Here is a 23,050-nt window from a genome sequence, read left to right as displayed (position 1 = left end):
TACAAAGAAACGCCTATCCTCACATTAGGACAGGCGTTTCTTTGTACGCTCATGACTTGCCAGCAGATAGTCCAGCCCGCCATGACAGCTCATGACGATCAGAGTCAGGCTGAGGCTTGATCTCACCAAGCATCCGCTCCATTTGAAGCGTATCTAGCCCAATGATTTGGGCACATTCCCGGATATTGATAAGCCCTTGTCTGTATGCAGCAATTACAGTTCGTTTATCCAATTGTTTTACCTCCAAAAAGTCTTCAGACAGATAGTTCCAGTATAGGGCAATTCATACTCGAACTATACTTATATAGACTTTTGGTAAAAAAAGGTGTCCACCGAAACGAGATCATATTGGCTGGGAGAAAAGATCTGCTCTGTGCTTCCCACAAATAATATCCCGCCTGGCCTAAGCGCTCTGGCAAACTTCTGATACAGCAAATGCTTGGCCTCTTCCGTAAAATAGATCATCACATTACGGCAAACGATAAGATCAAAGCCTTCTTCAAACGTATCAGACAGTAAATTCTGCTTACTGAAGCGCACCGCCTGTTTAAGCTTACCATCAATATGATACTGAAGCCCATCCTCGGTAAAGTAACGTCTGCATACGGACTCAGGAACCTCTCTCAGTGAACGCTCCAGATATGCACCCTTGCTGGCTCTATCCAATGCACCTTCATCAATGTCAGTAGCAAGCAGATCTGTCTGGCTTAATAAGCCCAGCATATCAACAATCATGGCCAATGTGTAGGGCTCTTCGCCTGTAGAACACGCGGCGCTCCAGATCTTGAGCTTCTCATGATTCCGGCTCAGGCTGGGCAGGATCGTATCCTTAAGTACTTCCCATCTGTTCCGGTTGCGCCAGAATTCGGAGACATTGATTGTCATTCGATCCAGAAATTCAAGAAATAAAGCTTTGTTTCGGGTCATTTCCTCAAAAAAGGATGCAAAGCTCTCATGCCCGTGCTTGTTACGAAGCGTCGTAAGCCTTCGTTTCATTTGGGCTTCTTTGTATTGCGATAGATCAATACCAGTGGCCTGTTTAACATTACGAATAAATAGCATGTAATCGGATGGTGTTGTTGAAACCTCTAGATTGGACACATGAAACCTTCTTTCTTAGGAAAAGAACCGCACATTTTATGTCCAGACAGCAATCGTTTTGTCATACGCAACAAGTTCGTCTTCTTCAAAGAAATTACGGAGTTCTCTGGCCGCACTCTCTGGTGAATCAGAGCCATGAATCAAATTATGTGGTGTGATCGCCGCGAAATCTCCCCGAATTGTCCCAGGAAGCGCTTCTTTCACATTCGTCTTGCCGATGAGCATTCGCGATAGAGTGATGATGTCCTCACCTTCCCATACCATGGCAAATACAGGTCCGGAAGTAATGAATGACACCAAATCATCAAAGAAAGGTTTGCCATCATGCTCGGCGTAGTGACGTTTCGCTTGTTCAACGGTTACCTGCACAAATTTCCCGGCCACCAATTTAAATCCCTTGTCTTCAAACCGGCTCATAATTCGCCCAATCAGTCCACGCTGAACCCCATCTGGTTTCACCATTAAAAAAGTACGCTCCATCGTCTATTCCCTCCAGGCTTTGTTTAAGAATCAGGGCGTGTCTTAAACTCTAAAAAACAGATTTCACTGAGTTTTAAGACACGCCCTAGCTACCTGCATAATGACTTTCGACTTGCTTTCTTGATGTTCCTGCCAGGTTAATATGAACGTTTTACAACAAAATGAGCGATATCCCGTAGATTTTTCTTCGTCTTAATGTCAGGAAGTCCTTCCAGCGCATCAAGAGCTTTATTCATATATCGGTCAGCCAGCGCCTCTGCTTTAGCCATTCCATCGCTTTCACGAATCATGCCCACTGCAGCTTGCACTGACCCCTTGTCTCCATCTTCATGGATCCGGTTAATAAGCTGGAGCAAATCCTCACGAATGCGCTCTTCCTGCAACGCGAAAATAACGGGTATCGTAATATTGCCCTGAAGCATATCGCTTCCCGGCGGTTTGCCGAGCTGCTTCTCTGTGCCTCTTAGATCAAGCAGATCATCCTGGATCTGAAAGGCCATCCCTACATTGTAGCCGTAGCTGTAGAGTCTCCTGCACACCTCTTTATCCGCACCGGCTGCCACCGCCCCAAGCTGACTGCTGATCGCGATGAGGAGTGCCGTTTTGCGGCGTATTCGCAGCAAATAGTTACGCACACTTTGATCGGTGTTAAAGAAGTCCCTGATCTGTTCCATCTCGCCGATCGTCATTTGTACCATGGCCTTCGCCATCGTCTGATGGATCAGTGGGTTGGGCAGCTCCGCTATAATTGACATGGCACGTGCATAGATATAGTCACCGGTATACATTGCAATCCGGTTATCCCATTTCGATTTGACGGTAAGCTGACCTCGTCTTGTTTCCGCATTGTCGATTACATCATCGTGAACAAGCGACGAGGAGTGGATCAGCTCGAGTGGAACTGCCACGTGCTTGAGTACCTCGATATCATAGTTTCCGAACTTTCCCCCAAGCAGCACAAAGACCGGTCTGAGGCGTTTGCCGCCTGCTTTGAGTAAGTGCAGCGACGTTTCAGCAAGCAGAGGCTCACTCGTTTCTACACCACGGTATAATTCTTTTTCTATATAACTAATATCCTTCTTTAGTGCTGTCAAAATATCAAGTAGTTTCATTCCGTCACCCGTATCAGCTTATTCTCATTCCAGAGATCCACCTGGACCTCGTGCTCCATGAGACCAAGCTCATGTGCATAACGGAAATACAGTTGCAGCCCCTGCAACTCATTTTCACCAAAATCGTAAACCAAATTTCTGAAATATGCATACCAGTATGCTTCAGAACCGCCAATTTGCTGTATTGCCTGTTTAACAACAGGTGCCAGATCTCGCAGACTTGCTGTCTTACTGTTATAAAATGCCTGGACAATCTCTTGAACAGCCTCTCCATTGTTATCCGCTAAGCTGCGACTTACAGCCCACACTGCATAAGTCATGCTGTGTCCGGTATACTGGTACCATAACTCTCCAAGATCGTATACAAAATAATGATGATCTGCCCAGGATGCTTTGATAGCATGGTCTCCAATAAGCAGAGCAGCATCTGCATTCTCCATCATGTGCTCAAGTTCAGGCTCCATCGTAATATAATCAGGTTTACCCTCGTAGAACTTTGTCATAATCACTTTGAGTAAATTAACTGAGGTTGCTGAAGTGTTGGTCAGAGCAATCGTCCGGTTTCCAATGGAATCAATGGGCTCCTTGCTAAATAGCAGGATAGACTTCACTTCTCCCTGGCTGCTGACTGAAATATTCGGCAACAGGAGCAATCGATCAGATGCCATCCCATATGCAAAAGACGACATCGCGCTTAAATCCAGCGTTCCTTCTTGTATGCGTTCATTTAATCTTGCAGGCACCTCGGTGATCAGCTCTGCCGGATACGTAAGCGCAGCCGGCTCGAAGAAGTGATAGATCGGCCATGCATTGGTGTAGCTTATTTTTCCGATGGTGGTTGCGTGTTGTAATTCCTTCAATTCTCCTCCCCCCATCTCTTAAACAAGTTATGCTCGATGTGAAGAACATCAAGTACTTTTCCCACCAAGAAATAGATAAGATCATCCAATGTTTCAGGATGATAATAGAATGCCGGCATGGCTGGAATCATTTTGACACCAAGCCGGCTCAGCTTAAGCATATTTTCCAGATGAATAGCATGAAGCGGCGTTTCGCGGGGCACCAATACGAGTGGACGCCCTTCCTTCATCATGACATCTGCTGCCCTGGCTATCAGGTTATCCGAGGCCCCGTGCGCTATCGCTGACAATGTCCCCATTGAACACGGCATGATGATCATTCCGTCCATCAAGAAGGACCCGCTTGCAATGGAAGCTCCTATATCGCTAACAGGATGATATATAAGAGAACCGGGACGGTTCCCGAACTTCTCGTTCAAAATCCCTTCCCGGTCCGAAACATTCCAGCCTAGTTCTTCTTTTAACACACGCCAGCCTGCATTCGAAACGACAAGGTGTATCTCGTAATCCTGATCAAGCAATGTCTCAATCAGTCTGACTCCGTATATGCTACCGCTCGCGCCGGTTATGCCGACAGCGAGTCTTCTTAATCTATTCATAGGTTAGATCACCACCGCGTCGATCAAAGTAAACAATAGAATGACCATGCTGACCCAGCTGTTCAGCGTAAAGAATGCCGTCTGTACTCGGCTCATATCGTTTGGTGACACAATCATATGCTCGTATATAAGAAGTCCGCATGATATTAGTATACCGATTGCATATATCCAGCTCAAATCTGTCATGAAAAATAAGGAAATAAATCCGATAGCCGTTATAATATGAAAATATTTTGCGATATTCAGCGCACCTTGGGTTCCAAATCGCGAAGGGATGGAATACACGCCTTCCTTCTGATCAAAATCGATATCTTGGCAAGCATATATAATATCAAAGCCGGCCGTCCAAAAAGCGGCAGCTAGGTATAGCACAATGGCATCGAGATTAATTTCTCCGGTCACAGCGACCCACCCGCCGAGCGGGGCTAGTCCAATCGTCAATCCAAGCACAACATGGCACAGCCACGTAAAACGTTTGGTGTACGAGTAAATAACGAGCATAAACACCGCGATAGGCAGCAGCTTCACCGATAAGGGATTGAGCTGTGATGCGGCCCAGAATAACAGAATAAAGGATATGATTACAAAGATAACAACCTCACTTATCTTAAGCAGCCCTGCAGGTATAGCTCTTCCAGCCGTACGCGGGTTTTTGCCATCGATAACTCGGTCAATCATTCGATTTAACCCGAAGGCTGCACTCCGAGCTCCCACCATCGCGAGCAAAACCCAGCCAATCTCGGCCCAGAAGGGCAGCCTTCCATTAATCTCTGTAGAGCCAAGAATGGCTCCCATAAAAGCAAATGGCAGAGCAAATAAAGTATGCTCTATTTTAATCATTTCCAGAAAAATACCGATCTTCTTAAACATGCTGACTCTCCTTGCTCCCAATATGTAATGCTGCGATTCCGCCAGTCAGCGGATAGGACTTTACATCCTTAAGTCCAGTTTCTCTGAAGATTTGCTCGAGCTCTTCTCTTCCAGGAAACATCGCTAGAGAGTCAGGCAGCCATTTGTACTGTTCGTATCGTTTAGCAAGAAGCTTGCCCATAAAAGGCAGAATACGTCTAAAATAAAAATAATAAATCCCCTTGAAAGGCTGCCAAGCAGGCTTAGACAGCTCCAGACATACGACCTTTCCACCTGGCTTGACGACCCGCTGCATCTCTGACAGCACTTGTCTTAAGTCTGGCACATTGCGAAGACCAAAGCCAATGGTTGCATAATCAAACGTATGATCTTCATAAGGAAGCTGCATCGCATTGCCCTGAACGAGCGTTATTTGCTGATCTCGGCCTTGCTGTACTACCTTCTCCCGTCCGACCGCAAGCATATTGCTGCTGAAATCCAGACCATTGATGTGACCTGTTTCACTTGCTTCTGCAAGGCTGATCGTCCAATCACAGGTTCCGCAGCATACGTCCAGTGCCGTTTGCCCTCGCTGCACATTCATCTTCTTCATTGTGAACTTTCGCCAAGCCTTGTGACGCCTGAAGCTGAGCGTATCATTCATAAAATCATATTTAGTAGCAATGCTTTGAAATACCGAATGAACGTGCTGCTCCTTCGGATTCTCCCCTTCATGCTGCATGTTCGAACCACCCTTTTATTCACTTATCAAACAACTTTGCCAGGTGCTCTATATGTACGGTACACTTCCATCATCTTCATGATTTCCTGTACAACCACCTGATCAATAACTTCATTCTGAATCAATCGTTCCGTATCACTCACAGCATGACTCAGCTTTTCCGTTAGATATTCCTGTATTCTGTGCTTAAGCGTAAGCTGAATCCATTCATTAGGCTCAAGCTTATTCCCGTAAAGGGCTTCCCTAACACTGGAATCCGTATGGCTTAGAATTTGATAATAAGCGAGACGATAGCGAGAACGATCCATATCCTTCACATGTTCAATCTCCTCAATGAGCATATCAAACAGACTGAATGCACTCAGCAGTCGATCAAACAATGAGACTTCTTCAGCTGCAATCATGCTCTGAAAAGAAAGAAACAGCTGCTTCTTCAGCTGCACTGATTCGTTAACGTATTCCTCTGCTGTAACCAGCTGTCGTCTCATGCGGTTATACAAATTCATTTTCCGTTCGTTCACGATACAAATTCCTTCACTAAGTGATGCGACAACGGAGATTTGCCCTGCTGCAGCCAGCAGTTGATAGAACCTTGCACTGAAATAATCTCCACCGAGTACTTTGAGCTGACGAGATCGCATCTCCTGCTCCTTCAGCTCTTCCTCATGAATATCAATCATCTCATGTGTATCCAGACCCATTTGCACAAGGGCAGTAACAAGGGAGTATAACTCACTATGCTCCGCTGACCGAACCGGTCCGCGATTCAAAAAAAACGCAAGCAGCCGTACACGGCCATCAGGAAAATTCGGAATTTCCGTATGCCGCTGAATCATATCGTAGTTTGTATATTTTTTTGCAAGATTAGGTACGCGGTATGTAGTCATCCTGATCCTCCGAGCCATTAAATAAGTAGCGAATTAATTTCATAACTCATTAAAGGTATTATGAAATTGTTTCAAATAGAATATATTCACAATCTTATCTATTATAGCATACGATCGAAATGATCGCACAAGCATCATTAACCCTTTTCAGCGTAAAATGAACTGTCTGCGCCATAAATTCGTTTCCGACATATGAAACCGTTGTTTGAGGTCGTCAGGAAGCTCAGCGCTTTTCCATGTTTTGAGCAATTGCAGTGCTTCAAGATTCCACTCGCTCCGCCTAATATCTGCCGATAACAGCAAATGACGGCTTCCCATCCATTCATCCTCAGCCATTACCCGAAGCATCAGCTGCTGCACATTGACGGTCTCCTCAAAAGAAAAAGAAGCAACCGTCGCTATATCTTCATAAATATCAGATGGATCACTCGATTCATCTGCTGCTCTCAAATCAATAGTCAGAACACCGCTGTTCCACTTCACTTTGCTGATCTGTGCCGCAAGCTTCAATTCATGCAAGTAATCGACCAGATTATGATCCTCCAGCTTGACCGGATTGCTGCTCTGCAGAACCTCGCGGGAGACCTCCTGCATGGAGTCTTTTTGAATGGTGACAAAAGTGGCCAGCAGCATAAGTGTACTTAATGAGATGGAAAGGACTATGAGAATGACTTTTTTCTTCTTCAAAAAATTCGCCTCCCATTTCCTGTTGTGAGCTCGTGAGACAAGGCCCATACCTCATTGTACAAAGAAAAAAAGCAGGCTATGCCTGCATTTTAAAGTTGAGTGAAAATAAGCCGTTTATTGATCCGTTTCGATCTTCCCATGTTTTGTCATCACTTCTGCTTTGCCCCGTACTTTGATCGCTGAAGTGTGATCTGTGAATTGGGCGATCATGACTTCTCCTTTATCCAGCTTCTCGGTGTGATGAAATCTTGTATCATGTCCTCGGGTCAGTCCAATGACGTGCACACCGTTCTCTTTTGCCTTAATCACGATATAATCGCCGCCTAATGGAATTTCCATGCTCACTGCCCCTTTTCAATTAAATGAAAAAAGCCGTGAACGTATTCACGGTCTTTTTGGTTACCTGGTCGTATGTAGAAATCTTATTTGATTCCGTCTTTGAGCGCTTTGCCTGGTTTGAAAGCAGGAATTTTGCTCGCAGGAATTTCGATTTCCTCACCTGTCTGCGGATTACGTCCTTTACGTGCAGAACGCTCGCGTACTTCAAAGTTACCAAAACCAACGAGTTGTACTTTGTCTCCGTTTTGCAGAGCTTCGGAAATAGCTTCAAATACAGCATCCACTGCTTTCGTAACATCCTTCTTCGACAATTCAGTTGCCTCTGTAACTTGTGCAATCAGATCAGATTTATTCAAGTGTATTCACCTCCTGAAATATCTTAAGTGTTATACTGTGTTTCCGTTTTACCGCAAAATATACGTGGCTAGGCTATTTTTATACTAATAGGTTTATATGCCCGGCTCATTTACATCCGCTGCCAAGAGGAGTAAGCATCTAGTCGCAGGACTATATTTCTCTTGAACGGACAAACTTTATAGTAATACAGTCAGAATACAATTTCAAGTGAATTCAGCGCTATATATAGTTAAAATTGATAGAATCTTATCCTTTTTAAGAGTCAATGAGCAATCATACCATTTTTGACAAGCAAAATAACCGAAAAGGATATATCCTTTCGGTTATTTTAGTAACTAGCTCAGGTATTACAGTATGATGGCGATCAGTCCGCCAGAGCCCTCGTTAATAATGCGGCCAAGCGTTTCCTGCAGCTTGTATCTGGCGTTATCAGGCATCATGGCAATCTTGCCTTGAATGCCCTCACGCACGATGGAATGAAGCGAACGGCCAAACATATCTGAATCCCATACCTTGATCGGATCATTTTCAAAGTCCTGCATGAGATATCGAACAAGCTCCTCGCTCTGCTTCTCTGTGCCTATAATCGGTGCGAATTCGGACTCGACATCCACTCGAATCATATGGATTGAAGGCGCTGTTGCTTTCAGTCTGACGCCAAATCTTGTTCCCTGACGGATGAGCTCCGGCTCATCAAGCGCCATTTCTGCAAGAGAAGGTGCGGCTATGCCATAGCCTGTCGTTTTCACCATCTCGAGCGCTTCTGCAAAGCGATCGTATTCTTTTTTCGCATGAGCAAAGTCCTGCATGAGCTGTAACAGATGGTCCTTACCTCTAATCTCAATGCCAACCACTTCATATAGAATCTGGTCATACAATTCATCTGGTGCGTAGAGATCAATCTCAGCAACGCCCTGCCCCATATTCATGCCGCTGAGCCCAGCACGATCAATGAATTCATATTCCATGAACTGAGAAACAACACGATCCACATCTCTCAATCGGCGAATGTCCTTGACCGTGTCACGCACGGAATTTTCATAATTCGAACGCAGCCAGTGATTCTCGTTCAACACCATGACCCAGCTCGGCAAGTTGACATTCACTTCATGAACCGGGAACTCATAGAGCACTTCTCGCAGTACGCCGGTTACATCATCTTCCGTCATGGTCGCTGCGCTTACAGCCATCACCGGAATATCATATTTCTCTGCGAGCTCGGCGCGAAGCTGCTGTGCTTCTTCACTTTTTGGCTTGATGGAGTTGATGATCAGTACAAACGGCTTGCCGACTTCTTTGAGCTCTGCAATGACTCGCTCTTCGGATTCCACATAAGACTCGCGCGGAATCTCGGCAATTGTTCCATCTGTCGTTACGACAACACCGAGTGTAGAATGCTCTTGAATTACCTTGCGTGTGCCAATTTCAGCAGCTTCCTGAAAAGGAATAGGCTCTTCAAACCATGGCGTGGATATCATCCGAGGTCCATTCTCATCCTCGTAGCCTTTCGCTCCTTCTACGGCGTAGCCTACGCAGTCTACCAGTCTCACATTAACATCAAGGCCATCAGCCACTTTGATCTGCACCGCCGTATTTGGCACAAATTTCGGCTCTGTTGTCATGATAGTTTTACCTGCAGCGCTCTGCGGCAATTCGTCTACTGCACGGACACGATCGGAATCACTCGTAATGTTTGGCAATACGATCGTTTCCATGAAGCGTTTAATGAATGTGGATTTTCCTGTTCGAACTGCGCCGACAACACCAAGATAAATGTCCCCGCCAGTGCGTTCGGCAATGTCTTTGAAAATGTCTACTTTTTCCAAGTGAAATCCCCTCCTAAAAATACTCCGAAGGAAAAATGCTAAAGAGCATCCGCTTCGTTTTCAATCAGACGTTAAAACCCTGTAAGCGGTAGAACAGCTTATAAAAATTGCCCGGAAGTCGTCCGCCGCCGACAATCACATTCTGATCAAAGAGAGAAGATGAGCGGCGTAACTCGTACATGCTTTTGGACTAGTATCATAGTATGTACATGACCACTGCGGTATGACGCCTTTTCTAAAATTTCTATTATCAGACCTGATCGCCCTGATGATTGACGTCACCCTCTGCAGTCCATCCACACTGAATATATGAGTCTCGGCAGCTTTTTAGAACGTTCGGCAAAGTTCCTTCGGGCCACAATAAAAAAAGACCGCCAATCTGGCGGTCATCAGATATAAACTTATTGAAGTACGGCAATGGGGGCAGTGCCATCCCAATGATAAGGCAGTGATTTCACAGGCACATGATGTGATCGCTCCGTGAGCAGCTCTCTGAGGTCCTCAGTTTTTGAAGGGGCAAGCTTCTCCCGCTCAATTACCTGCATGATATCAATTGCATAATCGGCATATACGTTTCCATTTTCATCGAGCAAATATGGAAGGGCTTCACCAGAATATACGCTCTGTAATTCCTGCAATTGACTGGCTCCGCTCTGCAGCTTGTCTATATCAACCCGAGATACACCGGGTGATACCTCCTCTGACACAGGCCATTCATCATGTGTAGACTTGTACGTCTGAGCTAAACGCTGAACATCGTTTACACGCTGCACCGTCGTAAGATCCATCACCTTTACAATAGGGTCTGATTCTTCATTCTGAAGCAGATAATACACACTGCCTCCTTTTTCAAAGGCGGTATTCGGTATATCATCCAGGTATCCCTGCTGCTCCAGCTTGTTTAAATCGATTCGAAACTTTTCGTACCTTGGAGTCTCATTGCCTGCAGTAATCATAGGTAATATATGCTGGTCTGTCTGGAAGGAATCAATTGCATGCTGTATTCTGCTAACACTATCATCATAGTTTACAATTACAGGTTCTGATTCACTGCTTGTCCCTGGATACATACATCCTGTCAGCATGACCAAGACCAAGAAAAGTGTGCCGAGAATTACATATCGAAGCTTACCTATACCGAATCGTACTTGACTCTGTGACATCGCTAAGTCCATCCCATTTCTAGATCATTATAATGATGTACCAATAAGGCTTACCACAATTCATCACGTTCCGCCTGCTGTTTCTCAAGCTGCTTGCGGATTGCGGCCTTTAATTTGTCCTCTGGAAGTTCTACGACGACTGAATCATGGATAACCGCCTGACAAGCAAGCCGGGTTCCATCATTCAGCCATGTTCCCAGCTTGTTTATTTCAGCCGTACTCGGCTTACTCAAGTTCTTGCGTTCCTGCTCTTGAACCTTCACCTTGCACATCAGGCAGCCTGCCTTCCCCCCGCAACGGGTAGGAATATGGACTCCTGCTCTTTGCCCAGCTTGAAGCAACGTTGTGCCCTGCTTGACTATAATTTCTTTGCGCGCCGGCAAAAACGTTACCTTCACACTCATAATTAACTTCCTTCCTGCAGCAATTTCATTCCCGAAAACTCGCTTTTAGAGTCTAGTATTCAGGAGCTCCTCTACCCTACTTAAATCTTGATCAGACCATACATTCCTCGCAATGAGCTCTCTAATGAGGGGCAGATGCTCCTTCAAGTCCTCAGTGATTTTTGTTGCAATGGGGATGTAACGATCCTCTCTTTGGCGCAGTACATTGAACAGCAGCTCATGACTGAGCGGAGTTAACTTCACCTTGCCTGCTGCTCCCTGGACGCTGTAAAGCGCTGCATATGAGCTTAGCAGCTCGACTTCTGTGCGGTAAAATGACCCCTCAGTACATATCTCAAACCCTCCGGACAGCTCGATAGCGGAATCCTCGATACGATAATGGCTTAACAGGGAAGTGTAGGTGCCGCTGCGGTCCAGGACCTGTTCGTCTATTTGCCTGCCTGATGCAAGTCTATGCAGTAATTTGGCAACCCGAAGATCAGCATAGATATCAATATCATTGGGTGGTTTAGCGAGTCCAACGCCTTGGAGCATTAAACTGCTGCTGCCTCCCAGTAACCAGAGATGGTCATTTGTATTCCATATGTTGATCAACAATCTCAAAGATCTATCCAACACCTCATCATGACTCCAATCATTTGGTGAAAATAGCCCTGCCAATCGGCTCACCTTCCCTTTATCCTCTAAGTACAAATCTTGATGCTTAAGTAAGCTTGCCGCATATATGTTATAGCAGGGATAAATATCATTCATAGCTGCTACATGATTGACACTACGCCGCTAAAGAAACCAATTAACATAATAATAAAAGCGATTACGGATAAAACCCCTTTTATTATACCCTTAGTTTTGGCTCTGGCAAAAGTAATGAGAAAAACAGATACTCCCATAATTAAAATTGCGATAATGGACAGCCACATTTTATCCATTGCACTCATGATTTGCTCCCTTTCACTGCAACATTATTTTAGGTACGTTTGTCCATAAACACGACTTATTATATCATGAAAAACGGCACTGAACTTCCAAATAAAAGAAAAAAACAAAGAAACAGGCTGCTGCCTCTCTCTTTGTTTTATATTGATTGTTAGAACTTATTTCTTTTTCATCATCATTTTCATGAGTGCTTCCATGTTGCTTGGATTCATACCGCTTTTTTTAACCGCATTAACGATATCTTTAATTGTTTCTTCACTGACCGGTATATTGGCCATTGCAGAGACCTGCTTGATTAATGTCCGCAGTTGGGCTTCATTTTGCATTGTAGAAGGCTTAACCGTGCTGGCCAATTTTTTGACGGCCCCTTCGGATATTTTCTTACCGGTCTTTTTGTTAATTGCATCCAAAGCATCCTTAGAAAAATCTCCCATTTATTCCCCTCCTTAAGACAAAAACTCAACATATCATATGAGCTGTCTTAGAGAAAGGTGATGACTCCACAATTCAAGAGGCTCCAGCCTACGGAAGAGAGCGAGCCAGCTAAATAATTCAATTATTTATGCCATTGTTCCCAGGTCTCGAGCTTCATAACTTCCATCTCGGTCTTCGGATCACGCCCCATAAGGGCTTCTACCGCCGTACGACTGTCTTTGCCTGTGAACAGCACTTGATAGAGCTGGTCGGCAATCGGCATCTGTACATTAAATTTGATTGATATAGCATGAGCGGCCTCCGTTGTGCGGATACCTTCCACAACCATCCCCATCGCTTCAAGCACTTCATTAAGCAGTTTGCCTTGACCAAGGGCATACCCCGCCCGCCAGTTCCGGCTATGCTTACTTGTCGCTGTTACGACAAGATCCCCAACACCGGCAAGGCCAGAGAAGGTGAGCGGATTTGCTCCCATCTGGACGCCTACTCTCGCTATCTCGGCAAGTCCCCTTGTTATAATCGCGGCTTTGGCATTATCTCCAAAGCCCAGACCGTCCGACATACCGGCACCGAGAGCAATGATGTTCTTGAGTGCTCCAGCCAGTTCAACACCTACTTGATCCCGGTTGGTGTAGACTCTGAAGTTAACATTCATGAACAGATCCCTTGCGTAATTCGCCTTCTCATCGTTTAATGCTGCCACAACAATTGTTGTAGGATTCCGCTTCACTACTTCTTCAGCATGACTCGGTCCTGACAAGACGACAATATCGCCCTCCGTACATTCCAATTCTTCCGCAATCACTGTGGACATCCGTTTGAGACTGGGAAGCTCAAACCCCTTGGTTGCATGAATAATGAGCGTATCCTTAGCGTAGTGTGGCTTCAGCTGCTGAACCACAGCCCGCATTGCAGAAGAAGGTGCGACTATAATAATAGCGTCGGTACCCTTTACTGCTGCTTTCATGTCACTGGTGGCTACGATACGATCTGACAGAGTAATGCCGGGCAGGTAACGGCTGTTTGTACGCTGCAGATTGATTTCTGCCGCCTGCTGTTCACTTCTCGTCCACACAAATACATCGTGCCCATTATCAGCCAACACGCTTGCAAGTGCAGTTCCCCAGCTTCCAGCTACTAATAGCGTTACTTTTTTAGACAACCCGGTTTCCTCCTTTCGCTGAACTCGAACCTATCTTATTCTCCTTACCTTGAATTAACTTCATAATATTTGTACGATGTCTCCAAAATGCAAAGATACAAATAATTAGGCTTGACCAAAAAACAGGCCATGGATATAGAAGAATTAGCAAAAATAATGGCGTCAAAAAGACGAAAATTAATGAGCCGAGCGAAACGTATCTTGTGATGAAAATAGACAGAATCGCGATAATCCCTGCATACAAAGCAGGCAGAAAGCAGAGGGTAGCTAGTACACCAATGGCAGTCGCGATCCCCTTTCCACCACGGAATCGGAAGAAAACGGGCCAGTTATGACCTATAATTGCACTGATACCGCAAAGTGCAGGCACCCAGGCTGAATCGCCTCCCAGCGATCTGCCAATCCATACGGCAGCAATCCCCTTTGCAATATCCAGCGCTAGTACAAGAATAGCCGGCCATTTGCCAAGCGTTCTGAGCGTATTTGTAGCTCCTGCATTTCCACTTCCATGATCACGAATATCGATACCCTTCATCATTTTGCCAAGTAAAAAGCTGAAGCTTACCGATCCCAGAAGATAGCTTACGATTACAGCTGTGATTGACCAAACCACATTGATTCTCTCCTAACTCTCATCAGACTTGCGCCGAGTATATATCCTGATCGGTGTACCTTCAAAATTAAAGGCAGCACGGATTTTGTTCTCCAAGTAGCGCTCATATGAGAAATGCATTAATTCTGGATCATTCACGAATACAACGATTGTCGGCGGTTTGACGGCTACTTGTGTTACATAATTAATCCGCAGCCTTCTGCCTTTATCCGTTGGTGGTGGATTAATCGCTACCGCATCGGATACGACATCATTAAGCAGATGTGTTTGTACACGCATAACATGCTGCTGAGATACATGCTGTACAACAGGAAGCAGCTTTTGTAAACGCTGTTTCGTTTTGGCAGACAAAAATACGATAGGAGCATAAGTCATGAAAAGGAAATGATCGCGGATCTTCTTCTCAAATTCATGCATCGTTTTGTCATCCTTGTCTACAACATCCCATTTATTCACAACAAACAAGGAGGCTTTACCTGCCTCATATGCATACCCTGCAATATGCTTGTCCTGCTCGATAATGCCTTCTTCACCATTAATAACGATGAGAACAACATCTGCTCGTTCAATGGCACGCATAGCACGCATCACGCTATATTTTTCGGTCGTTTCATATACCTTCCCGCGCTTGCGCATTCCCGCCGTATCAATCAATACATAACGTTGTCCATCTTTTTCAAACGGAGTATCGATTGCATCCCGGGTTGTACCCGCAATGTCACTGACAATAACTCGTTCCTCGCCCAAAATAGCATTAACCAGTGATGATTTCCCTACATTCGGACGCCCAATAAGAGCAACGCGAATAACATCCTCATCGTACTCATCATCTTCAAGTTCAGGCAGATTGTTCGTAATTGCATCCAGCAGATCGCCAATCCCTGTACCATGACTTCCTGACACACCAATCGGATCACCGAAACCTAACGAGTAAAACTCATAGATCAAATCACTTCGTCCAATGTTGTCCACCTTGTTTACCGCTACAATTACCGGCTTGCCTGAGCGATACAGCATTTGGGCTACTTCTTCATCTGATTGTGTAACACCTGTCTTGGCGTCACACATAAATACAATAACATCCGCTTCTTCGATAGCTAGCTCTGCCTGCATACGGATGGATCTGATAATAACATCCTCACCGTCAATTTCGATACCTCCAGTATCGATGACGCTGAAAGGCTTGCCGTTCCATTCTGCAACACCATACAGTCTATCACGTGTGATGCCCGGCTTGTCTTCCACAATGGCCAGCCGGTCGCCGATGATACGGTTAAAAATCGTTGACTTCCCCACATTCGGTCGCCCGACTATAGCCACAACGGGTCTTGCCATAAATACACTCCTCCTGTCACATCTTACGCTCATATCATAGCAAAAAATAGTTCATTTATATACATAGAACTAAAGATTCAAGACAAAGCGTGAATATTTTAAATTAAAAAACACGTTTCGAACGACAATCGGCGAACCCCGGAGGGTTCGCCAATTCTATTAGCCATTATACACTGCCAGTTATAAATCTTATGTTAAAGTAATGATCATTTAAATTTGCTTAATTTGTCGCCAAAACGCTCACCAAGTGTAATGCTAAGGCCTTGGTTGCTCAGTGATACGTTAGGGTTGTCAATTTCCTCACGAGGTGCATTTTTGGATTTTTCTGCACGAGGAGCAGGAGCAGGTGCTTCTTCTGTTTCCTTGATGCTCAAGCTAGCACGCTGTTCTGCAGTGCTCAATTCCAAAATTTTCACTTGTACTTCTTGACCTTCTTTTAGAACTTCATTTGGAGTTCCGATATGCTTATGGGAGATCTGGGAGATATGAACTAGGCCCTCTACGCCTGGAGCAATCTCTACAAATGCACCAAATTGCACGAGACGTTTAACAACACCAGACACGATGTCACCTGTGTTGAATTGTGCAGAAGCCGTTTCCCATGGACCCGGTTGGGCTGCTTTGATACTAAGGCTGATCTTGCCTTTCTCAGGATCCACTTTCAGAACCTTAACATTCACTTTGTCGCCTTCAGAAAGTACATCAGCTGGTTTATCCACATGATTCCAAGCAATCTCAGATACGTGAACCAGACCATCAACGCCGCCTACATCAACGAATGCGCCAAATTGAGTCAAACGCTGTACTGTTCCTTCAATTTCTTGGCCTTCTTTCAGCTCAGCGATAACTTTTTGTTTGTTCGCTTCAAATTCAGCTTCCAGCACATCTTTTTGGGAAAGAATAACTTTGTTCGCTTCACGATCAAGCTCTTTAACTTTGACGCGAAGTGTGCGTCCTTTGTAGTCGCTGAAATCTTCTACGAAATGGCGCTCCACCATCGAAGCCGGAATAAATCCGCGTACGCCTACGTCTGCTACCACGCCGCCTTTAACAACGTCGGACACAGTAACTTCGAATACTTCGCCAGATTCAAAGTGTTTCTCAAGCTGCTCCCATGCATTTTCGCTGTCAATTGCACGTTTGGAAAGAACAAGTCTTTCTTTCTCGTCATCGATGCTTACAACCTTGCACTCTACCTCTTGGCCTACTTGTACAGCATCGCCAATGTTATCCACATGCAGTGAAGAAAGCTCGCGAACTGGAATCACACCGTCATATTTATATCCAATGCTCACATAAGCCTGGTTATCCTCCAATTTGACAATGGTTCCTTTAACAGTATCCCCTTTTTTCAAAGATACGAATGAATCCAGTTCATCTTGGGTTGCAGCTTCTGTTACTTCTTGATTTTTAATCTCTTCCGACATATCAATACCCTCCTCAATTCAAAAACCCCATTTATTTAAACCTGCCAAGGGCAGAGTTCAAAACAATTACAGCATAAACCTGATCTTTCGTAGCTTTCCATAAAATATAATGAATCATGCATTTGCGTTTATTATGGCTGAGAAGGTATGCCCGTCTTGGTCATCTCGTCAATCTTGGACATGATCTTCTCTGTAGCCCTTTCCAGCGCATCCCCTGAAGGATCATCTTTAAATTCATCCAGATTTACAGGTTTACCGTATACAATTTTCATTTTGCGGAACAGCTTATATTCACCAATAATTGCGGCTGGCACTACTACTGAACCGCTGCGTAAAGCGAAGCTGGCTGCACCTTTCTTGCCAATTCCTCCATCATTATTGCGGCTGCCTTGAGGAAAAATGCCGAGCACTTGTCCGTCTCGTAAAATTTTAAGGGCAGTTTTGATGGATTCTTTGCTGACGCCTCCACGCTTTACAGGGAAAGCACCGACAGCCTTCAGGACTGGACCGAGCACTGGAATATCAAAGAGCTCGCTCTTTGCCATAAACCTTACCTTGCGTTCAATTTTAATCCCAAGTGTAGGCGGGTCATAATTGCTGATGTGATTACAGCATAACACTACTCCACCCTCTCGGGGAATATTTTCTCTTCCTACAGCTTCTAAACGGAATAATACTGTATAAATGAATCTCAGCAAACCCCGACAGATTGAATAAATCATAAATCGACCTCTCTCCCGACTTCGTAACAGCGTGATACAATATACTCAACGACTTCATCAATACTCATCGAGGTCGTATCTAGTACGATGGCATCATCTGCTTGACGGAGTGGAGAAATCTCCCGTTCCTGGTCAAGCTTGTCCCGAGCAGCAATATCTGATTCAAGCTGTTCCAATGTCAGGTCATCGGTCTTCTCCAATTCATTGAACCTTCGAAGTGCACGTTCCTTAACGCTGGCAGTCATAAAAATCTTCACTTCTGCATCTGGCAACACGGTAGTACCTATGTCTCTGCCATCCATAACCACTCCTTTGCGGAGTGCCATAACTCTTTGCAGTTCAACAAGATGCGTTCTCAAATCTTCAATCTGAGAATATAGAGACACAATCCCGGTTACTTCCCTTGATCGTATAGGTCCCGACACATCTTCACCGTTAAGGAGTACTTTCTGCCCATTCAAATCCGGGACAAGCTCTATGCTGAGCTCCCGTAAGTGCTTGAGGACCGAATTTACATCTTCCGGTTCAATTTCATGGCGAAGCATATAGTAGGTAACCGCTCGATACATTGCTCCGGTATCTACGTATATGTATGAGAGTTCACTCGCCACACGTCTGGCTACAGTGCTCTTCCCCGCACCTGCCGGACCGTCAATAGCCACATTCAATCTCCCGTTCTCTGCTGCTTTCTGGCTTGTCAACGGGCCATTCCTCCTCAAACTTAAGCCTCAAGAAAAAAGCAGGCATTGCCTGCGACGTGAAAATTATACCACACAACCTACGCTGATGCAAAAGCGTTCAATCTTCATTACCCTTTATTTCAGAACGTAAAGCGGGATGAAGTGGAATTCCTTCCATGTTCAATACAGGGGAAAATAAAGGAGCAATTCCGGGAATATGAAGCAATATTTGGATAATAACCAGAAGGGTTATAAGGCTGATGATTACCCTTTTGATAACACACTCCATTTTATTGCTGAATTCGGCAAACAACTTCTCATATTCTTGACTGACTTCCTGATCGCGGCTCATCTGCTATCCCTCCGACTTAAGGTTTGGTAAATTATCCCCTAAGAGAGACAAGCTTATTCCAAATTCTCTTTTATCTTCCTCGAAAATCCAATTGACGTTCAAAGCAGTATTTGATTACTTTTTGTCGCTCCATATTCGTAATTTTAGTAAACTCTATCATTACTAAACGGCGCCCGCTCTCCAGATCTTGGATTCTTACTACTGCAGCTTCAAAGGGAACATGCTCGATCTCTCCATTTTTGTACGGAAGCAATAACCAGCACGACAGACTCTGTCCTTGTTCTACGCTGTAGCTGCTGTGTTCAAAAAACGAAAGTCCGCCTCCGCTCACATCATCTGTATAGGCTATGAATCTTGTGAAGTCATATTTAAATTTGACAGCGATCTCCAGCTTCGCCTGAACGCGTAAATAATTGCGCCGTTGAATTTGAGAAATCTCATCTTTTGAAGGTCTGCGTATCTTGATTAGTCGAATAACATCCTCTTTAAATCCAGTTACATATGTATTAAAAAAATGCTTAACTCCGCCCTCTGTTACAAAACAGGCAGCCAGTTCATCTCCTATTCTAAGTCTGTGCAAATATTTACCCTCAAGCATGGGAATTTCCATACAAATATGGTCTTCTTCAACCTCTGCGATTCTAGACTTGTATTCCAGCTTCTTCTCTTTGTTATCTGTTGAAGGGATTTGAACATATAAAACTTCATTCACTTTCGGATTCAATGCCGATCTCCACCTTAGGTCTTATTCATATCACTAAGGGATATTATACCATGTGATGAAGATCATACGTATATGCAAATAAGCTCCTCTCATTTGCAAGAGAGGAGCTTATTTTTATTGTAAAGCTATAAGCGGCCGGTTTGTCCAGGCACAACTTCTACTGCTTCTTCTAGACCTGTATCACTGTTTAGGTAGATCCGATACTGCGAACCATTGATCTTACCCACAAACTGATAGCACATCACTTCATCACTAAACTCATTTTTAATGAGCGCCTTACGAACCATGCTAACTTTGAAGTCAGGATTCAGCTTCGCTTTTGCATCCTTCATTTTCATCTTCGGCGCAGGGAATTCCCGATCTTCCTGATGCTCATTTAGAAACTCTGTGGCCTGCAGACCAATGACTTCACCGTTGTCAAGAGCAACACGCACTGTAATTTTCTCTGGATATACCAGTACATCCTCATGCTGACGAACATACGTGAAGTTCCCAAGATTATCGTATTCATTGTAAGCAACGGCCTGCATCTCTCGGTAGCCCTTATTCTCCAGGAATTGATCTGCCTTATTCATTGCCGTCTCACGGTCTACCTTCTTTGGACCCACTTCTCGTTCATCATTGTAAGAAATGAGCAAGCCGCCGTCAGCTGTGAAATCCATACTAACCATATTTCCTCTCGGGTGAACGGCAGAAGCGGTATAAGATCTGTAATCTGTACCCCTCCCGTTCTCCGTCACCTGAATCTCTTCTTGATTTAGGTCTGCGAATTTTTGCGCTTTGCGTTTGACATCGGCGGTTGTTACCGGTACTCCGCTCAGTTTGCGAACCTTGCGCTGCTCATACAAGCTCGATACCGAAGGTCCCCATTCAAGCGGCGGATATTCACCGACTTTTTTATTGACCGAGCGGAATCCATCAACAATTCCGTTCTTGACTTCCTTTTCACTCGTCATTGCCATTTCAGCATCCGACCACTTCAGGTGATCATTCAGAACGCTCATTTGTACATTATCCAGATCCTTGTTAATCTCTTCTGTATTTTTGTACAAGGTTTGCAAGTTCTTTTTCTCTTGATCCGTCAGCGGGTTTTTGGTTAAATCACGAATCGATGCTTGGTAAGCAAATTTGGAGATTCGAGATAACAGCTCCTCTGTTTCATTAAATGGAACCATGCTGAGCGGTAGCTGTGCTATTTCGTTCTGTGCCTCACTGCTCAATCGCCAAACATTCATCAATCCCTTACGGTGCATTCCTTCCGATGCAGAGCTTACCGCAAGCGTATTTCCCAGTTCGGAGTGAATACGATCCATATTATAGGATAAGTCGTGAAACGCTCTTTGATATTGATTTTCAGATTGAATCATGACGCTGTTCCTTTGCTGGTTTATCTGATATCCCCAGATGATAGTACCTATGAGCAGCACTGTCACAATAGGAAACAGAACCGAGCTTAATCGTCTGTACATCTTATTCGTTACTCCTTTCTTCAAGTAAGATGTCCTTATTGTGACAAGAAGAAAGGAAGCTTATGCATCATTGTGCTTAAAATTCAAATAATGTCTTCTTCAATTTCAAACCGATCTTGATTATCGCAAATGCATTGCTTGAAGCCTGTTTCGATCTTCCCCCGTTCCTTCTTTCCCCGAAGTACAAATCTTTCACCACACTGCTTGCAGCGGATTCTCACCTTTACTCTCATTAGTAAGCCTTCCTTCTCATCATGATTAGATAGTTTAGACAACAAAAAAACACACTCATTGTAAGCAGCTATAAAACCGCTCGAATACAACAAGTGTGTCCATATAAATTACAGATTAACCTCTTCTTCTCGCTTAACGAATCGAAACGGAGAGCGATTGTTTGCCCGGTATACCTTGCCCATCCCTCCATACCAAAGAATAACCATAATGGGAACGATAAACCAGTACCAGCCTCCGCCCTTATTAAGCACGATATCATATATTGCATGCCAGAAAACAGGCAGGATGAGAGACATAGCAAGGAACTTATTTCTAAGTTTCTGTGAATCAGAGAACTTGGCTCTACCTGTGTAATATCCCATGATAACACCAAACATCGCATGTCCCGAGACAGGTAATAGAGCGCGAAACAGCATTAGTCCAAATGAAGCATTACCAGCCCATGAATACAATACATTCTCAACTGTAGCAAATCCGAGAGAAATGGCTACCGCATAAAGAATACCATCGTAAGGTTCGTCAAACTCCGTGTGGTGATAAATAAAATGAAACATAACGAGCCATTTAAAACCTTCTTCCACACCTGCTGAAATGAGCCCAGCATGAAGGTACGGATTATGACCAAGCCATAGTTCAAGACCCCGCTGGATAATCATAATTGGGAATACGGTCAGCAGACCGAAAAAGAACATCCGAATAACGATATGAAGCGGCTCTGCATCGTAACGGTCTTTGAGATAGAAATATGTCAGCAAGGCGAGTCCCGGAGCAATTGCTGCGGTTAAGACCGAAAACAGAAGCACCGTTCATCCCTCCAAATTGTTTTCCTTAACATTTATTTATTATGCGTCATGACGATTAAAATGCTCACAAATTGTGGCGATCGCATTCTCCGCCATAACTAGCTTTCCATATTCCTGAAGGACTGCCGTCGTAACTGAGCTTCCTTCTCCAAATTCAGCAAGCAGAGCAATTAACGCACCGTGCTGCTCTGTGTCAACTTCATCCGGTTCAAGGTGCAGGAACCATTTGTCCTGATAATGATACAATTGACCGGCTCCAGTCACTTTATTGCGAAGCATATGGGCTGCTTCAATCAGAACTTCAAAATCCTTGAAAGTGTACATGACTGAATCACTCTGTTCCAATGTCACTTCCATTTCGTAAATTTCATCCGCGATGTCATCCTCATGCCCTGCGCCATAACGTTCGCGATCATATTTCCCCCTGGTCACAATAACGACCATTCCTTGAGCAGGCAAAGCAAAAACTTCAACAGCTAGTGGGCCTGTAGCATCAAATCCAAGTTCTGTATATGCTTGATCCATCATTTCTGTAAACAGTTCGTGAACTTTAGGCTCCTCTTGCCACATATCTTCCTTTTGGATGCCTCGCTCGCTTAAATCATCAAAAGTAAGGAAAATCCGTATCTTATCGTGGCTTAAGCGTTCTATTTTCATACAGGATCCTCCCCTTGTATCATGCATGTGTTAAAAATAAAATATGTTGCTATTTATTGTTGTGTGCTGAAAATGGATTATGTAAGTATGTTATC

The 23,050-nt window shown here is 44.5% G+C and carries 30 protein-coding genes; 1 reads left to right on the top strand and 29 read right to left on the bottom strand.

Annotation, left to right across the window (positions count from 1 at the left end):
* Positions 1-49 precede the first annotated feature (49 nt).
* The 24 genes from ACFQ3J_RS02700 to cmk all read right to left on the bottom strand — a co-directional run bounded on the left by ACFQ3J_RS02700 (position 50) and on the right by cmk (position 18,737).
* On the bottom strand, positions 50-232 hold the full coding sequence (locus ACFQ3J_RS02700; protein WP_091158040.1) for a hypothetical protein: 183 nt from the start codon (positions 230-232) through the stop codon (positions 50-52).
* A 68-nt stretch (positions 233-300) separates the two neighbouring features.
* Positions 301-1,101 carry a CheR family methyltransferase gene (locus ACFQ3J_RS02695; RefSeq protein ID WP_091158041.1) on the bottom strand — a complete coding sequence of 267 codons (801 nt, stop codon included), beginning with the start codon at positions 1,099-1,101 and terminating at the stop codon, positions 301-303.
* A 36-nt stretch (positions 1,102-1,137) separates the two neighbouring features.
* A complete protein-coding gene (ndk, locus tag ACFQ3J_RS02690; RefSeq protein WP_091158043.1) occupies positions 1,138-1,581 on the bottom strand; it encodes a nucleoside-diphosphate kinase in 444 nt (147 codons plus the stop codon).
* Positions 1,582-1,718: 137 nt separating this feature from the next.
* Positions 1,719-2,693 carry a polyprenyl synthetase family protein gene (locus ACFQ3J_RS02685; RefSeq protein WP_091158044.1) on the bottom strand — a complete coding sequence of 325 codons (975 nt, stop codon included), beginning with the start codon at positions 2,691-2,693 and terminating at the stop codon, positions 1,719-1,721.
* Positions 2,690-3,553 (bottom strand): menaquinone biosynthetic enzyme MqnA/MqnD family protein, encoded by an 864-nt coding sequence (locus ACFQ3J_RS02680; protein WP_244533215.1) that lies wholly within the window; start codon positions 3,551-3,553, stop codon positions 2,690-2,692. The genes ACFQ3J_RS02685 and ACFQ3J_RS02680 overlap by 4 nt, the downstream gene beginning before the upstream one ends.
* Positions 3,550-4,152: a UbiX family flavin prenyltransferase gene (locus ACFQ3J_RS02675; protein WP_091158048.1), complete on the bottom strand. Its 603-nt coding sequence runs from the start codon at positions 4,150-4,152 to the stop codon at positions 3,550-3,552. Before ACFQ3J_RS02675 ends, ACFQ3J_RS02680 begins: the two co-directional genes overlap by 4 nt.
* 3 nt (positions 4,153-4,155) lie before the next feature.
* On the bottom strand, positions 4,156-5,022 hold the full coding sequence (locus ACFQ3J_RS02670; RefSeq protein WP_091158049.1) for a UbiA-like polyprenyltransferase: 867 nt from the start codon (positions 5,020-5,022) through the stop codon (positions 4,156-4,158).
* Positions 5,015-5,743, bottom strand: coding sequence for a demethylmenaquinone methyltransferase (locus tag ACFQ3J_RS02665; RefSeq protein ID WP_251581048.1), 729 nt, complete (start codon positions 5,741-5,743; stop codon positions 5,015-5,017). The genes ACFQ3J_RS02670 and ACFQ3J_RS02665 overlap by 8 nt, the downstream gene beginning before the upstream one ends.
* 26 nt (positions 5,744-5,769) lie before the next feature.
* Complete coding sequence (locus ACFQ3J_RS02660; RefSeq protein WP_170862430.1) at positions 5,770-6,630, bottom strand: heptaprenyl diphosphate synthase component 1; 861 nt, start codon at positions 6,628-6,630, stop codon at positions 5,770-5,772.
* Between the two features lie 147 nt (positions 6,631-6,777).
* Positions 6,778-7,317 carry a hypothetical protein gene (locus ACFQ3J_RS02655; protein ID WP_091158054.1) on the bottom strand — a complete coding sequence of 180 codons (540 nt, stop codon included), beginning with the start codon at positions 7,315-7,317 and terminating at the stop codon, positions 6,778-6,780.
* Positions 7,318-7,431: 114 nt separating this feature from the next.
* Positions 7,432-7,656 (bottom strand): trp RNA-binding attenuation protein MtrB, encoded by a 225-nt coding sequence (gene mtrB / locus ACFQ3J_RS02650; RefSeq protein ID WP_047911127.1) that lies wholly within the window; start codon positions 7,654-7,656, stop codon positions 7,432-7,434.
* 83 nt (positions 7,657-7,739) lie between these two features.
* Entirely contained in the window at positions 7,740-8,012 is a 273-nt protein-coding gene (locus ACFQ3J_RS02645; RefSeq protein WP_047911126.1) for an HU family DNA-binding protein, read from the bottom strand.
* Between the two features lie 348 nt (positions 8,013-8,360).
* Positions 8,361-9,839 carry a stage IV sporulation protein A gene (spoIVA, locus tag ACFQ3J_RS02640; protein ID WP_091158056.1) on the bottom strand — a complete coding sequence of 493 codons (1,479 nt, stop codon included), beginning with the start codon at positions 9,837-9,839 and terminating at the stop codon, positions 8,361-8,363.
* 401 nt (positions 9,840-10,240) lie between these two features.
* Positions 10,241-11,002 carry a hypothetical protein gene (locus ACFQ3J_RS02635; RefSeq protein WP_251581047.1) on the bottom strand — a complete coding sequence of 254 codons (762 nt, stop codon included), beginning with the start codon at positions 11,000-11,002 and terminating at the stop codon, positions 10,241-10,243.
* A gap of 50 nt (positions 11,003-11,052) precedes the next feature.
* Positions 11,053-11,406, bottom strand: a complete 354-nt coding sequence (locus ACFQ3J_RS02630; RefSeq protein WP_091158059.1) for a 2Fe-2S iron-sulfur cluster-binding protein — start codon at positions 11,404-11,406, stop codon at positions 11,053-11,055.
* Positions 11,407-11,451: 45 nt separating this feature from the next.
* Positions 11,452-12,066, bottom strand: a complete 615-nt coding sequence (locus ACFQ3J_RS02625; RefSeq protein WP_091158060.1) for a hypothetical protein — start codon at positions 12,064-12,066, stop codon at positions 11,452-11,454.
* A 98-nt stretch (positions 12,067-12,164) separates the two neighbouring features.
* Positions 12,165-12,344, bottom strand: a complete 180-nt coding sequence (locus ACFQ3J_RS02620; RefSeq protein ID WP_091158062.1) for a DUF2768 family protein — start codon at positions 12,342-12,344, stop codon at positions 12,165-12,167.
* A gap of 156 nt (positions 12,345-12,500) precedes the next feature.
* Positions 12,501-12,776, bottom strand: a complete 276-nt coding sequence (locus ACFQ3J_RS02615) for a stage VI sporulation protein F (protein ID WP_091158064.1) — start codon at positions 12,774-12,776, stop codon at positions 12,501-12,503.
* Between the two features lie 122 nt (positions 12,777-12,898).
* A complete protein-coding gene (locus ACFQ3J_RS02610) occupies positions 12,899-13,939 on the bottom strand; it encodes an NAD(P)H-dependent glycerol-3-phosphate dehydrogenase (protein ID WP_251581045.1) in 1,041 nt (346 codons plus the stop codon).
* Positions 13,932-14,552: a glycerol-3-phosphate 1-O-acyltransferase PlsY gene (gene plsY / locus ACFQ3J_RS02605; RefSeq protein WP_091158067.1), complete on the bottom strand. Its 621-nt coding sequence runs from the start codon at positions 14,550-14,552 to the stop codon at positions 13,932-13,934. The genes ACFQ3J_RS02610 and plsY overlap by 8 nt, the downstream gene beginning before the upstream one ends.
* A gap of 12 nt (positions 14,553-14,564) precedes the next feature.
* A complete protein-coding gene (gene der / locus ACFQ3J_RS02600) occupies positions 14,565-15,887 on the bottom strand; it encodes a ribosome biogenesis GTPase Der (protein WP_091158068.1) in 1,323 nt (440 codons plus the stop codon).
* A gap of 206 nt (positions 15,888-16,093) precedes the next feature.
* Positions 16,094-17,314 carry a 30S ribosomal protein S1 gene (gene rpsA, locus ACFQ3J_RS02595; RefSeq protein WP_091158070.1) on the bottom strand — a complete coding sequence of 407 codons (1,221 nt, stop codon included), beginning with the start codon at positions 17,312-17,314 and terminating at the stop codon, positions 16,094-16,096.
* 131 nt (positions 17,315-17,445) lie between these two features.
* Positions 17,446-18,036: a lysophospholipid acyltransferase family protein gene (locus ACFQ3J_RS02590; protein ID WP_251581044.1), complete on the bottom strand. Its 591-nt coding sequence runs from the start codon at positions 18,034-18,036 to the stop codon at positions 17,446-17,448.
* Entirely contained in the window at positions 18,033-18,737 is a 705-nt protein-coding gene (gene cmk / locus ACFQ3J_RS02585) for a (d)CMP kinase (RefSeq protein ID WP_091158074.1), read from the bottom strand. Before cmk ends, ACFQ3J_RS02590 begins: the two co-directional genes overlap by 4 nt.
* Positions 18,738-18,933: 196 nt before the next feature.
* Here cmk and ACFQ3J_RS02580 point away from each other — a divergent pair, with 196 nt between their 5' ends.
* Positions 18,934-19,098, top strand: coding sequence for a hypothetical protein (locus ACFQ3J_RS02580; RefSeq protein WP_170862431.1), 165 nt, complete (start codon positions 18,934-18,936; stop codon positions 19,096-19,098).
* 40 nt (positions 19,099-19,138) lie between these two features.
* On the opposite strand, the gene ACFQ3J_RS02575 is transcribed toward ACFQ3J_RS02580, so the two are convergent.
* The 5 genes from ACFQ3J_RS02575 to ACFQ3J_RS02555 all read right to left on the bottom strand — a co-directional run bounded on the left by ACFQ3J_RS02575 (position 19,139) and on the right by ACFQ3J_RS02555 (position 22,955).
* Positions 19,139-19,792 (bottom strand): flagellar brake protein, encoded by a 654-nt coding sequence (locus ACFQ3J_RS02575; RefSeq protein ID WP_091158077.1) that lies wholly within the window; start codon positions 19,790-19,792, stop codon positions 19,139-19,141.
* A 125-nt stretch (positions 19,793-19,917) separates the two neighbouring features.
* A complete protein-coding gene (ypeB, locus tag ACFQ3J_RS02570; protein ID WP_091158079.1) occupies positions 19,918-21,261 on the bottom strand; it encodes a germination protein YpeB in 1,344 nt (447 codons plus the stop codon).
* Positions 21,262-21,344: 83 nt separating this feature from the next.
* Positions 21,345-21,494, bottom strand: a complete 150-nt coding sequence (locus ACFQ3J_RS02565; protein ID WP_170862432.1) for a hypothetical protein — start codon at positions 21,492-21,494, stop codon at positions 21,345-21,347.
* Between the two features lie 108 nt (positions 21,495-21,602).
* Positions 21,603-22,298: a glutamic-type intramembrane protease PrsW gene (gene prsW / locus ACFQ3J_RS02560; RefSeq protein ID WP_091158080.1), complete on the bottom strand. Its 696-nt coding sequence runs from the start codon at positions 22,296-22,298 to the stop codon at positions 21,603-21,605.
* A gap of 39 nt (positions 22,299-22,337) precedes the next feature.
* Positions 22,338-22,955, bottom strand: coding sequence for a genetic competence negative regulator (locus ACFQ3J_RS02555; protein WP_091158082.1), 618 nt, complete (start codon positions 22,953-22,955; stop codon positions 22,338-22,340).
* Positions 22,956-23,050 lie beyond the last annotated feature (95 nt).

It is taken from the genome of Paenibacillus provencensis, from assembly GCF_042678545.1.
GTDB lineage: Bacteria > Bacillota > Bacilli > Paenibacillales > Paenibacillaceae > Paenibacillus > Paenibacillus provencensis.
Note: the sequence above shows the minus strand (reverse complement) of the source record. Positions and strands in the feature narration are given on the sequence as shown.